This is a genomic window from Mycobacterium sp., assembly GCF_040509115.1.
Taxonomy (GTDB): domain Bacteria; phylum Actinomycetota; class Actinomycetes; order Mycobacteriales; family Mycobacteriaceae; genus Mycobacterium.
The window spans coordinates 1-12,332 of record NZ_JBEVLO010000234.1 but is presented as its reverse complement, the minus strand read 5'-3'; the positions used below and the strand labels follow the sequence as shown (position 1 = coordinate 12,332).

11 protein-coding genes and 1 pseudogene are annotated in these 12,332 nt (G+C 66.9%); 5 read left to right on the top strand and 7 right to left on the bottom strand.

Annotation, left to right across the window (positions count from 1 at the left end; all coding sequences use genetic code 11):
* A partial coding sequence (locus ABW137_RS16110) for a sensor histidine kinase (protein WP_526401678.1) occupies positions 1-1,085 on the bottom strand: 1,085 nt, incomplete at its 3' end.
* A gap of 182 nt (positions 1,086-1,267) precedes the next feature.
* Here ABW137_RS16110 and hxlB point away from each other — a divergent pair.
* Positions 1,268-1,849: a 6-phospho-3-hexuloisomerase gene (gene hxlB, locus ABW137_RS16105; protein WP_526401672.1), complete on the top strand. Its 582-nt coding sequence runs from the start codon at positions 1,268-1,270 to the stop codon at positions 1,847-1,849.
* Between the two features lie 70 nt (positions 1,850-1,919).
* Positions 1,920-2,549 (top strand): 3-hexulose-6-phosphate synthase, encoded by a 630-nt coding sequence (hxlA, locus tag ABW137_RS16100; protein WP_526401670.1) that lies wholly within the window; start codon positions 1,920-1,922, stop codon positions 2,547-2,549.
* Between the two features lie 78 nt (positions 2,550-2,627).
* On the opposite strand, the gene ABW137_RS16095 is transcribed toward hxlA, so the two are convergent.
* Positions 2,628-3,320: an iron-dependent transcriptional repressor DtxR gene (locus tag ABW137_RS16095; protein WP_526401668.1), complete on the bottom strand. Its 693-nt coding sequence runs from the start codon at positions 3,318-3,320 to the stop codon at positions 2,628-2,630.
* A 215-nt stretch (positions 3,321-3,535) separates the two neighbouring features.
* On the opposite strand from ABW137_RS16095, the gene ABW137_RS16090 reads away from it, so the two are divergent.
* From ABW137_RS16090 to tal, 3 genes are read left to right on the top strand one after another with little or no spacing between them, the layout of a single operon-like run.
* A complete protein-coding gene (locus ABW137_RS16090; protein WP_526401676.1) occupies positions 3,536-4,432 on the top strand; it encodes an NADP(+)-dependent, decarboxylating phosphogluconate dehydrogenase in 897 nt (298 codons plus the stop codon).
* A 47-nt stretch (positions 4,433-4,479) separates the two neighbouring features.
* Positions 4,480-6,600 (top strand): transketolase, encoded by a 2,121-nt coding sequence (gene tkt, locus ABW137_RS16085; RefSeq protein WP_526401666.1) that lies wholly within the window; start codon positions 4,480-4,482, stop codon positions 6,598-6,600.
* A gap of 7 nt (positions 6,601-6,607) precedes the next feature.
* On the top strand, positions 6,608-7,735 hold the full coding sequence (gene tal / locus ABW137_RS16080; RefSeq protein WP_526401664.1) for a transaldolase: 1,128 nt from the start codon (positions 6,608-6,610) through the stop codon (positions 7,733-7,735).
* A 48-nt stretch (positions 7,736-7,783) separates the two neighbouring features.
* On the opposite strand, the gene ABW137_RS16075 is transcribed toward tal, so the two are convergent.
* From ABW137_RS16075 to ABW137_RS16055, 5 genes and pseudogenes are all read right to left on the bottom strand, one after another.
* Positions 7,784-8,476 carry a hypothetical protein gene (locus tag ABW137_RS16075; protein ID WP_526401674.1) on the bottom strand — a complete coding sequence of 231 codons (693 nt, stop codon included), beginning with the start codon at positions 8,474-8,476 and terminating at the stop codon, positions 7,784-7,786.
* A gap of 238 nt (positions 8,477-8,714) precedes the next feature.
* Positions 8,715-9,632, bottom strand: a complete 918-nt coding sequence (locus tag ABW137_RS16070) for an ABC transporter substrate-binding protein (protein ID WP_526401662.1) — start codon at positions 9,630-9,632, stop codon at positions 8,715-8,717.
* Between the two features lie 45 nt (positions 9,633-9,677).
* Positions 9,678-11,150, bottom strand: coding sequence for an MFS transporter (locus ABW137_RS16065; protein ID WP_526401660.1), 1,473 nt, complete (start codon positions 11,148-11,150; stop codon positions 9,678-9,680).
* Between the two features lie 224 nt (positions 11,151-11,374).
* The gene (locus ABW137_RS16060; RefSeq protein WP_526401658.1) at positions 11,375-11,986 is read right to left on the bottom strand and encodes a GntR family transcriptional regulator; all 612 of its coding nucleotides are present in this window, start codon (positions 11,984-11,986) and stop codon (positions 11,375-11,377) included.
* A gap of 152 nt (positions 11,987-12,138) precedes the next feature.
* Positions 12,139-12,332, bottom strand: a pseudogene (locus ABW137_RS16055) (acetyl-CoA carboxyl transferase); the annotation flags it as partial.

Sequence of the window (12,332 nt, the reverse complement as noted above, 5' to 3'; positions counted from 1 at the left end):
TTGCGCTTGCCGACCGCGAGGTGCCCGAGGACTTCGAGTTCACGGGGATTCAGGGCGGACAGAAGGCCCTCGTCGGGGCGAGCCGCGGGTGGGTCGAGCGGGATGGTCAGCATGACTTTGCTTCCCCACCCAGCAATCGACTCGATCTCGATCTGACCGCGCAGGGTGCGGAGACGCCCCGACAGTTGGAGCGTCAGGGCGCCTGCGTCGATGGTGCCGGGGCCGCCGTCACGGATCTCGATCAAGACGTTGTCACCGCCGCAGTCCCACGCGATCCGCAATCGGGTCAGTTCCGGTTGAGCGTCGAAGGCCAGCACGATGGTGCGCACCATCGCCCGTGCCGCGTGCGCCACCTCACCGGGAAGCGGCCGCCCGTCGGCTGGGGGGTCGACGTAGTCGACCTGGACGTCCCGATGCCGCAAGAGGGGGCGCAACTCGCCTTGCAGCCTGGCGAATGCGGTGGTGACCGCTTCCTCCGACAGGGCACGATCAGCGGCGCCAGCGGACCGCAGAGCGATCAGGGCCGCCGATGCCGTCTCGCTGGCGGTGATGCGCGACCGGCGATCGTCGAGGTCGTTGGAGCGGAGTGTTCCTAGGATGGACGACAGGGTCGCCTCGTGTGCCTCGGTCAATTCCACGATGGTGCGGGCGCGTTCGCTCGACGCCGCCCGCGACTCGGCGAGATAGTCGGGGCTGGCCTGTGCGACCTGATGCTGGATGGACGTCGCGACGATCCCGAAGACGGCCGCGACCTCGTCGAGGTCGGGGGCGGCGGTCTGCGACGGTCGCGGAACGAGGACGAGCAGGGTGTCGCAGGCCTTGTCGCGCACCGCCCAGATTCGTCTCCGCGAACCGGCCAGTACGGCCACCTCGTCGCGGACACCGCCGGGGTCGACGGAGCCCTTGATCACTTCGAGCTCGTCGATCGTGACCCGGTCGACGATCTCGCGGTTTCCGGCGACTTTTCTTGGGCGCCCGGTGCATTCACGCGTGAAGATCACCAAGGCGTCGTGCGATGTGTGCCCGAGGAATTGGGAAAGGCGGGCGGCGATCTCGGGGAGCGGTCCGGTCATCACCTTCCGCATCTCCATCCAGCGGACGACCTGCACCCGAACGGAATCCTCAACGCTTATCACCCATTCAGAGTATTGCTGCGGACGGCACTAGCCAACCGGCCAGCGAGGACTCGCCGTGCGGCCGGGTGTCCACGCGCCCCTGGGTCGGCATTCTTGGGACAGAAGTCAACCGGCCAACACCGAGGAGGACCATGACCGCCACCGTGCCGCAATCGGACACACGATTCAGTGACGGGCGCCGCATCGTGCTCGACGAAAACGAGCGGCTGCTCAATTCCGTTGCCGCAGAGCAGTGGGACCGCGCAGGCTCGCTCATCACCAAGGCGCGGGCGGTATTCGTCATCGGCAACGGACGCAGCGGCCTGGCCACCCAGATGGCTGCCATGCGGCTGATGCACCTCGGCCTCCGCGTCCACGTGGCCGGCGAGGTCACCGCCCCCGCCATCGGCGAGGGAGACGTGCTGATCGCCGTGTCGGGTTCGGGCACCACCGCCTCGGTAGTCGGCGCGGCCGACACCGCAAAGAAGGTGGGGGCCTTGGTACTTGCCGTCACCACGGCCCCGAGCTCGCCGCTTGCCGCTCGGGCGGACGAGATCTTGGTCCTGCCCGCGGCAGACAAACAGGACCACAGCGGATCGGTCACCCGCCAGTACGCGGGCAGCCTGTTCGAGCAGTCCGTGCTCCTCGCCTTCGACGCGCTGTTCCTGGCGCTGTGGAGCAACGAGGACCAGACCGCCGAGCGGCTGTGGGAACGCCACGCCAACATCGGCTGACCCGGAACTGCCGCCTCCGAAACGACACATCGCTCGACCCAAGAAGATCCACGATTGATAGGAGAAGTACATGACGAAACTGCAGGTTGCGGTCGACTTGCTCACCACCGCCGATGCGCTGGCGCTCACCAACAAGGTGGCGCCATACGTCGACATCATCGAGCTCGGCACCCCGCTGATCAAGAGCGCAGGCCTCAGCGCCATCAGCGCGATCAAGGCGGCGCACCCGGACAAGGAGGTCTTCGCCGACCTCAAGACCGCTGACGCAGGCTTCCTCGAGGCCGACATCGCCTTCACGGCGGGCGCTGACCTGGTCACGGTCCTCGGTGTTGCCGGTGACGCCACCATCAAGGGTGCCGTCGAGGCGGGGCGCAAGCACGGCAAGCGGGTCGTGGCCGACCTCATCGGCGTCGAGAACCGCGTCGAACGGGCCCGCGAGGTCTCCAAGCTTGGTGTCGCGTTCGTCGAGATCCACGCGGGTCTCGACGAGCAGGCCCAGCCCGGCTACTCGATTCAGAACCTCCTCGACGACGGCAAGATCGCCGGTGTGCCGTTCTCGATCGCCGGTGGCGTGAAGGTGGACACCGTCGCGGCCGTCCGTGACGCAGGCGCAGACGTCGCCGTCGCCGGAGGCGCCATCTACAGCGCCGAGGACCCCGCAGCAGCGGCGAAGGCGCTCAAGGCAGCCCTCGCCAGCTAGTTGCCCACCGCGAAGGTCCCCGAACACGCTGCTGTTCGGGGACTTTCGTCGTTGGGCTCAGCGGCGAGCAGAGGCTGGCTACTCCTGAAGCTGCCTTACCTGGATGGCGTGAGCCATCTCCTCGGCCAGCTCGAACCCACCATGGCCCGGCACCGTGATGGTGACCGAGCCGCGCCTGGTCTCGACTGTGACGTGCGCGTCCGGGACGATGCCCAACGCACGCAATCGGCCGATGACGTCCAGATCGGACTGCACGTGCTCTGCGAGACGCCGGACGACGACCGCGGTGGGCCTGCCCGGTGGCACGTCGGTGAGCCGGATGAGCGTCTCGGGATCGCCGATGGGGCGATCGAGTCCCAGCAGGCCGAGTCCTGGAATTGGGTTGCCATACGGCGACGTGGTGGGGTTGTCGAGCACCTCCAGCAGGCGCCGCTCCACTTCGTCGCTCATGACGTGCTCCCACCGGCATGCCTCCGCGTGAACCTTTTCCCACTGCAGGCCGATGACGTCGACCAGGAGTCGTTCGGCGAGGCGGTGTTTGCGCATCACCGACACCGCGAGTTCGCGGCCCTTCTCCGTCAGTTTCAGGCGGCGGTCAGAGCCGAGCAAGAGCAGACCGTCGCGCTCCATCCTGGCGACGGTCTGGCTGACCGTAGGACCGCTCTGTGCGAGTCGTTCGGCGATGCGTGCTCGCAGTGGGCGGACCCCCTCTTCTTCCAAGTCGTAGATCGTCCGGAGGTACATCTCCGTGGTGTCGACCAGATCCCTCACGCTCAGACCTTCTTCGGCTCGATTGGATCCCACTGGTGCGATTGAGACATGCGGCAGTCACCAGTGTCGAAAGCTCTGAGCGCGAACGCACTTGGCCGAGCGGCTAGTGACGGCTCCCCGTCCGGCCAGGTGGGGAGCGGTCGAACCCCCCGTATACATAGGAAGCGGGACCACGCTAGAGATCGACATCGATAGCCGAAAGGGGAACGGTGACTATGGAACTGGGATTGGTCGGCCTGGGAATGATGGGCCTGAACTTCCGGGAACGCTTGCGTGAGCGAGGATTCGCGGCGGTTGGATACGACCCGCACGTCGATGGCGACGTGGGCAGCCTCGTAGGCTTGGTCGAGTCGCTGTCCGCCCCGCGAGTGGTGTGGGTGATGGTTCCAGCCGGGGCGGCGACCCGCCAGGTGATCGGGAAGCTCTCCCGCCTCCTTTCGCCGGGTGACCTCGTCGTCGACGGCGGCAACTCCAGGTTCACCGACGACACGGTCAACGCGCACATCCTCGCCGAGCATGGCATCGGCTACGTCGATTGCGGCGTCTCCGGCGGGGTCTGGGGGAGACACAACGGCTACGCGTTGATGGCAGGCGGTGACGCCGCCGACGTCGTCCGGTTGATGCCGGTGTTCGATGCGTTGCGCTCCGACGGCGACAGGGCGGACTCCTTCGTCCACGTCGGCCCCGTCGGCACAGGCCATTACGCGAAGATGGTGCACGACGGCATCGAGTCCGGGCTCGTGCAGGCCTATGCCGAAGGATATGAACTGCTGGCGGCACAAGAGTCCGTCGTGGACGTGCCCGCGGTCCTGCGCGCCTGGTCGAATGGCGCCGTGGTCAGGTCGTGGCTGCTCGACCTCTTGGTCCAGGCGCTGTCGCAGGACCCCGAACTGGACGTCCCGTTCGTCGACGCCGAGAACTCCGGCGAAGGCCGATGGACCCTCGAAGCGGCCGTCGAACGCGCCGTCCCCGTACCGGTCATCTCCGCGGCATTGTTCGCGCGCTTCGCCTCCAGCCGGAACGAATCCCCGGCAACGAGAGCCGTTTTGGCACTGCGGGGGCAGTTCGGCAGGGATGCCGTCCGACGCGCCGAACCAGTCCGAGTCGGCTGATCCACCCGAATTTCACGTCCGAGCACTACTAGCAGAGAGAGCGACGAATGACATTGACAGCGAACGACATTCAAGCAGAACCAGGTGTCGCATCCACGCGCGCCGTCTATCCCGCCGACTGGATCGAGTTGGACACCAGGGCCGTCGACACGGCGCGTGTTCTTGCCGCCGACGCGGTCGAGAAGGTGGGCAACGGCCATCCAGGAACGGCGATGAGCCTGGCCCCGCTCGCCTACACCCTGTTCCAGCGGGTGATGCGGCACGATCCGTCGGACGCCGACTGGGTCGGCCGGGACCGCCTGGTGCTGTCATGTGGGCATTCCAGCCTCACCCTTTACACGCAGCTGTATCTGGCCGGGTACGGCCTCGAGCTGGATGACCTGAAGGCGCTGCGGACCTGGGGATCCAAGACGCCGGGCCACCCCGAGGTTGGGCACACCCGCGGTGTGGAGATGACGACGGGCCCGCTGGGCCAGGGGCTGGCGTCCGCGGTCGGCATGGCGATGGCGGCCCGCCGTGAGCGCGGGCTCTTCGACCCGGAGACCGCTACGGGCGAGAGCCCCTTCGACCACCACATCTATGTGATCGCCTCGGATGGCGACATCGAAGAGGGCGTCACGTCGGAGGCGTCTTCGATAGCGGGCGTCCAGCAGCTGGGCAATTTGACGGTGTTCTACGACGACAACAAGATCTCCATCGAGGACGACACCGCGATCGCGCTGGGGGAGGACGTCGCCACCCGGTACGAGTCGTACGGCTGGCACGTGCAGGTCGTCGACGGCGGCGAGGACGTCTCGGCGATCCTGGCGGCCGCCGCGGCGGCCAAGGCCGTCATCGATCGTCCCTCGATCATCCTGCTGCGCACCGTCATCGGCTTCCCCGCGCCGAAGAAGATGAACACCGGCGGGGTGCACGGCGCGGCGCTGGGCGCCGACGAGGTCGCCGGCGTCAAGCTGGCTCTCGGCTTCGACCCCGACAAGAGCTTCGACGTCGACCCGGAGGTGCTGGCGCACGCGCGTCGAGCCGTCGACCGTGGCAACGAGATTCGGGCGCAGTGGCAGAAGGAGCTCGATGCCTGGGCCACCAGGGAGCCGGAACGGTTCGAGCTGTTCTCGCGCTTGCAGGTGGGCGCCCTGCCGGACGGCTGGGCGGATGCGCTCCCCTCCTACGAACCCGGAGCGAAGGGTGTCGCGACCCGCAAGGCGTCCGGAGCCGCGATCAACGCTCTCGCCCCGGTCCTTCCCGAACTGTGGGGTGGGTCCGCAGACCTGGCGGGCAGCAACAACACCACGATCGACGGTGCGGATTCCTTTGGGCCGGCCTCCATCTCCACGAAGGACTGGAACGCCCAACCGTACGGACGCAACCTGCACTTCGGGATCCGTGAGCACGCGATGGGCTCGATCATCAACGGCATCGCCCTGCACGGGCCGACCCGTCCGTACGGCGGCACCTTCCTGGTGTTCAGCGACTACATGCGCCCGGCCGTGCGGCTTGCTGCGGTGATGAAGACGCCGGCGATCTACGTGTGGACGCACGACTCGATCGGACTCGGCGAAGACGGCCCCACGCACCAGCCCGTCGAGCACATCGCCTCGCTGCGCAACATCCCCAACGTCGCGGTCATCCGTCCCGGCGACGCCAACGAGACGTCCCAGGCCTGGCGCGCGGCCGTCGAACACACCACGGGACCGGTCGCGCTGGCGCTCACCCGCCAGGACGTCCCGACCCTCGTCGGTACCCGGGAGAAGGCCGCCGAAGGCGTGTCCCGCGGTGGGTACGTCCTTGCCGACGCGTCGAATGGCCGCCCCGAGGTCGTGCTGATCGGCACGGGTTCCGAACTGCAGCTCGCCGTCGCCGCCCGCGAAGCACTCGAGGCCGACGGCGTGCCCACCCGGGTGGTGTCGATGCCGTGCCTGGATTGGTTCGAGTCGCAGGACCAGGACTACCGCGACAGCGTGCTGCCGCCCGCGGTCAAGGCCCGCGTCTCGGTGGAAGCCGGTCTGGCCGTGTCGTGGTACCGGCTGCTCGGTGATGCCGGCGAGGCCGTCTCGCTCGAGCACTTCGGCGCCTCCGCCGATGGGCCAACCCTGTTCCGCGAGTTCGGCATCACCACCGAAGCCGTCACCGCCGCCGCTCGCCGCTCGCTCGCCACCGTGAAGGGATGACAACGACATGACTCAGAACCCCAACCTCCAGAAGCTCTCCGAAGCGGGTGTCTCGGTGTGGCTCGACGACCTGTCCCGCGACCGCATCGAATCCGGCAACCTCGCCGCGCTCATCGCGAGCAAGAGCGTCGTCGGCGTCACCACCAACCCGTCGATCTTCCAGGCGGCGCTCAGCACGGGGCACGACTACGACGCACAGGTCAGGGAGCTCGCCGAGCGCGGTGCCGACGTCGAGGCCACCATTCGCACGGTGACCACCGACGACGTGCGGGCCGCGTGCGACGTCCTGGCCCCGGAGTTCGAGGCGAGCTACGGCGTTGATGGGCGGGTGTCCATCGAGGTCGACCCGCGCCTCGCTCACGACGCCGACAAGACCGTCGCCCAGGCCGTCGAACTGTGGAAGATCGTCGATCGCCCCAACCTCTTCATCAAGATCCCGGCCACCCCGGCAGGCATTCCGGCCATCGCCAAGGTGCTCGGTGAGGGCATCAGCGTCAACGTCACGCTGATCTTCTCGGTGGAACGCTACGAGCTCGTCATGGGCGCCTACCTCGACGGGCTCGAGGCGGCGAAGGCGGCCGGCCGCGACCTGTCCCGCATCCACTCGGTCGCGTCGTTCTTCGTGTCGCGCGTGGACACCGAGATCGACAACCGACTCGAGAAGATCGGCACCCCCGGGGCGCTCGGGCTGCGCGGCAAGGCGGCGCTCGCCAACGCGCGTCTTGCGTACGCCGCGTACCAGCGGGTCTTCGAGGAGCAGCCGCGGTTCCAGGCTCTTCAGGCCGGTGGTGCGCGCCTGCAGCGGCCGCTCTGGGCGTCGACGGGAGTGAAGAACCCCAACTACCCGGACACGCTCTACGTCACGCAGCTGGCCGCGCCGAACACCGTCAACACGATGCCGGAGAAGACGCTCGACGCGTTCGCGGATCACGGGGTGGTTGCCGGGGACACGGTGTCGGGCACCGAGGTCGAGTCGAAGAGGATCTTCGACGAGCTCACTGCCGTCGGGATCGACCTGACCGACGTGTTCGTCGCGCTGGAGAACGAGGGCGTCGCCAAGTTCGAGGTCGCGTGGAACGAGCTCCTCGAGGCCACCGCGGAGCAGCTTCGCGCGGCGGGAGCCGAGGTCGGCTGAGCCTCGCCCGTCGGCGACTGTCAGCACGACGGTCGCCGACGGGCTGCGTCAGGCCTCGATCTCCCCCGCGATCCGACGCTCGATGCTGGCCCGCGCCACGGCGGGCAGGACCATCAGCCCGTCCAGTTCGGTGCGGGCCTTGGCGTAGGCGTTCTGCCGCTCCTGCGTGGTGGCGGACTCGTCGGAGGCCACCCGCAGCAGGTGCTGCGCTCGCGCGAGGCGGTGCTGGCCCTCCTCCGAGAAGTCGCTGCGCCGCCTGCGAATGGCCTCGGCCTCGGCAACGTCGAAGGCCGAACCGTAGTCGTGCACCGCGTCGCGGTAGTCGAGCTGGGCGTCGCGGTCGGCGACGACGTCGTCGACCGACGAGGGCCGCAAGAGGTCCGCCCGACTGCGCGCCCTGTGGAAGGCGACCGTCAGCGGCTGGCGCATGTCGGTCATCATCGGGAAGTCCAGCAGCTTGGCGACGTCCATCTCGTAGTCCAGCCAGCGCGCGTCGATCGCCTCGTGCTGGGCGCCCAGCTTGGTGAGCTCCCGCCTGGCCGTGGCCTCGTCGACCTTGGCGCGGCCCGACGCCTGCGCAACGGCGATCTTGGTCTGCTGCTTGATGCGGTAGCGCTCCAAGCGCCTTTCGGCACGCCGCTCGTTGGCCGCCGCGACTGCCCTGACGCCGCCGCCGATCATCCCGCCGAGCGGGAAGATCAGCCACCAGAAGTTTCCGGCGAAGTGCAGCACCGAGTCCACGACTTCCAGAGTGCCACCGCGGCCCTTGAGCGGGCATCCCGATTCGCGGATATCGCTTCCCGCTGAGACCGACGCGCGTTCCCAGCCGAGCGAGGCACCCGCAGTCGCTGCGGACGGCACCATCGCCGACGATCGGTCGCGCTCCCCCGGAAGTGCCGATCCCTCGTCGGGCAGCGGCGGCGCGGTGCCGGGTTCTGGCAGGTGCCCCGCGCAAGACCGGCGCGAGCAACTCGACGGATCAGATCGTGATCGTGGCGGCGTCTAACCGATCGACGATCGAGGTGTCGACTATGTCGGCGAACGTGGGGATGGTGCGAACCATGCTCTCGTCTAACAGGATTCGGATCCATCGTTCGGTCGCTGGCCGATCGATGCGTGGCGTCGCCCACGTCTGCGAGTGCAGCATGCGCCCGCAGGCGCTCTGCAACACCTGCGTCGGCATCGTTGGCCAGTGGGCATCGAGGACCGGCCGCAATTCGGCCACCGTCACCGACTTCATCAGCTGCATCGCCTCGCCGACCGCGGCGGTGAACCGAACCAGGCGGTCCGACAGCTCCTCGAACCGGTCCGTACGGCAGTAGTACACGCTGTTGGGGCCCAGTCCGCCGGTGACGGTGTAGTCGTTGGCAATGAACCCGGTTCCCCTGTGCTGCATGGCTTCTGCTCCTGTGTGATCCAGTACGATCGCATCACCCAGGCCGGCCTCGAACAACTCGACGAACATCGGCGTGGACAGGTCGCGTAGGAACGTGATCGATGCGGGGTCGACACCGGACTCCCGGATCAGGCCCGCCGTGAACGCGTAGGGCGCGCTCCCTCCGATCCCGGGGGCGAGCACCGTCTTGCCGACGAGGTCCGACCACGCGAAGTCGGGTCGGGCAGTCCGGGTTACCAGCGCCTTGGGGAATTGGTGGTTGACCTGAGCAAAGACGGTCAACTTGCGGCGAGTGCCCGCGTACATCGCGGGAACCCACAGGCCACCGAGAGCTATGTCGGCGGCCCCGCTGTCGAGGTCGTCCAGCACGCCCGTCCAGGGATCCTTCGCGGTGGCCGTGACCTGGAGGTCGCGGTCGGCGAACAACCCGAGGTGGTCCGCGTAGTACTGCGGCAGGTAGTTCAGGCCGTGCGCGGTGGCGGAGATGTTGAGTGTCGGCACGCTTGGTACTTCCTTCTCTATGAGCTTCTCTATGGGGTGGGTGAATCAGGCTGCTGTGGCCAGCAGGGGCTTCTCGGTGACGGCTTCCAATGGCTTACCGAAGGTCTCGGGGCCGAAACGGGCTGCCACGACCAGGAGGCCGTACATGATGGCGATCATCGCGAAGACCCCTGGGACACCGGCACGGTCGAAGAAGAACAGCGCGGCGAAGGGCATGACGGCGCCCGCCACGTTGCCGATCCCGTTGACGACCGAGGTGCCCATGGCCCGCACCGAGGTGGGGAACAGCTCCGGCGACCAGACCGACAGCATCGTGTTCAGCAACATGGTGAAGAACTGGAAGATCATGCCCAGCACCAGGATCAGCGCCGTCGAATTGGCGAACGTCGCGAAGCAGATGGCCGAGATGCAACCGAGAACCGCCGCGACGGTCACCGTCAACCTGCGGGGCGCCTTGCCTGCCAGGTAGGACGCCGCGCAGGCGCCGAACAGCGAACCGATGTTCATGATCATGGTGAATGCCAGCGAATCGGACAGCGAGTAGCCGCGCGACACCAGCAGGATCGGCATCAGGAACAGCAGGGTGACCTGGGCGCCGAAGGACATCCACGACGCAGCGCCGATCGCGATGGTCCGCTTGAGGTTTTCGCCCTTGAACACGTTGGCGTAGCTGCTTTTGACTGGTACGGGGATGTCGGCCTCGGTGACGTAGTGCTTGGTGATGCCCGGCTTGCGAAGCCCCTTGATGCTTCCGGCGTCCAAGCGGGTGAGGCTCTTGTTGGCGTCCTCGATACGGCCCTTGGACAGCAGGAACCGCGGCGATTCTGGCAGGTAGCGGCGGAAGAAGACCACTAGCAATGCCGGTATGGCGAGCAGTACGTACGTCCAACGCCATGCGGTGTCGTTGCCGCCAAGGACCCCATTGAGCGGTCCGAGCACCAACCAGAAGAAGCCGAACGACGCGATGTTGCCGATGCCACCGGAGGAGATGTTGAGCGTTGCGAGCAAGGTCCCGCGGTGCCGCGTTGCGACGATTTCGGCGAGGATGGCCAGACCGACGGTGAACTCGCCGCCGAGGCCGATGCCGACGATGAATCGGCTGGCCAGCAGCATCTCGTAATTGAGCGCTACCGCACTGATCAGCCCGCCAAGGGTGTAGATGAGCAGGTTCAGACTGAGCGCGGCCCGCCGTCCCCAGCGGTCGGCGATATAGCCACCGATGAGCCGTCCGGCCAGTCCGCCGAGCACCGTCGCGGTGTTGATCATGGTCAGCTCGGCATTGCCGATGCCGAAGGACTCCTTGAGCAGTGGGCCCATTGCGCCGGTGGAGTTCTGCTCTAGGGAATCGAAGAACAATCCGGCCATCAGAAGCAGGATCAGCGCGGCTTGCACTCTGCCGAAGCCGATGCGGTCAAGGGCCGATGTCAGGCCGGGGGAGGCGGCGTCCTCGATCGTTTCGTGTGCGTTCGAATTCGGCTCGGGGGTAAGGGATTTGGCAGTGGGATTGGTGAGGGACATGGGGGCTCCGAGTGGGTGAGTCGTCGCCAGCACTGGTCGTGCCGGTGAGCCGACTTCGAGTCGTCCCTGACCGAAATCGTGCCGACGCAATTTGTATACGAAAACTGTTACGCCACTGTTTCTGACCAGCGATATTGCGTTACATCCTCGAAAACTACGATTAGATCGTAATACAATCAAGCCGAAATCTGGGCGGCGAGCACTGCCAGTACCTGCTCGTCCTCTTACTCGTGCTCGAATTTGTCGACGAAGTAGCGCTCGTCGCGCCTGAGGTGCTCGTCCATCAGATAGCCAGCCTGCATGGCCGAACCGTTCACGATCGCGATCGCCAGCACCCGGTGGTCGCTGGTCGAAGCGTGTGGGTTGTGTCCGAGGCTCCATTGGACGCGACGATTGACGCTGGTGAGCATCTCCTGAAGCTGTCGATTGCCCGTCGCCGCTGCGACGATTTCGTGAAACGGTGGCCCGTCATGACCGGTGTCCCGGCCCTCGGCGATCGCCGTGAGCTCATCGGCGACCGCCCCACCGCGGTTCTCCGCTGCCAACTGAGCCGCCAAGGTCTCCAGTCCGCGACGAATCTGCAGCAGCTCGTGACTGTCCTGGACCAGGGTCTCGGACACGGCAGCGCCTCGGTATCGCACGATCGTCACGAAGCCCTCGGACTGCAGGCGAGTCAGCGCCTCGCGCACGGGAACTCGCGACACGCCAAACTGCTTGGCGATGGCCTCCTCGACCAGCCTCTCGCCACCGGTCAGCCGCCCGGCGAGGATCTCCTCACGCAGCGCATGCGCAATCGAATCGCCGGTCGATTCATCCCCCGACACCGGTTCTGCCACGACAGGCAGCCTAACCTCGCACGGCAGACGTTTCAGCGCCCTACCGAATGCGGTGGGGAGGTGGTCACCGGGCCAGCTCACCCTGATCTGCCGAATGTCCACGTATGCACCGTTTTTGGGCCCAATTCGGTGCACAAGTGGACACTCGGGCACTAGTCGGGCAGGCCGATCCCGCGGTAGTGCCGCAACCGCGTGGTCATCCGCTCGTCCGCTGTCATCGCCCGCAGCGCGACCAATTCCCCCGCAATGGTCGCCGAGAGTCGCGCCGTGAAGTCCGCTGGCGTGTCCGCGGCGTCGTCACGCTCGGGCACGATCGCGTCGACGATCCCGTTGCGCAACAGATCCG

Bases quoted from the DNA above. Each gene is read 5' to 3' on its own strand.
- tkt (WP_526401666.1), top strand. From the start codon at position 4,480: ATGACATTGACAGCGAACGACATTCAAGCAGAACCAGGTGTCGCATCC.
- ABW137_RS16065 (WP_526401660.1), bottom strand. From the start codon at position 11,150: ATGTCCCTCACCAATCCCACTGCCAAATCCCTTACCCCCGAGCCGAAT.
- ABW137_RS16090 (WP_526401676.1), top strand. From the start codon at position 3,536: ATGGAACTGGGATTGGTCGGCCTGGGAATGATGGGCCTGAACTTCCGG.
- tal (WP_526401664.1), top strand. From the start codon at position 6,608: ATGACTCAGAACCCCAACCTCCAGAAGCTCTCCGAAGCGGGTGTCTCG.
- hxlB (WP_526401672.1), top strand. From the start codon at position 1,268: ATGACCGCCACCGTGCCGCAATCGGACACACGATTCAGTGACGGGCGC.
- hxlA (WP_526401670.1), top strand. From the start codon at position 1,920: ATGACGAAACTGCAGGTTGCGGTCGACTTGCTCACCACCGCCGATGCG.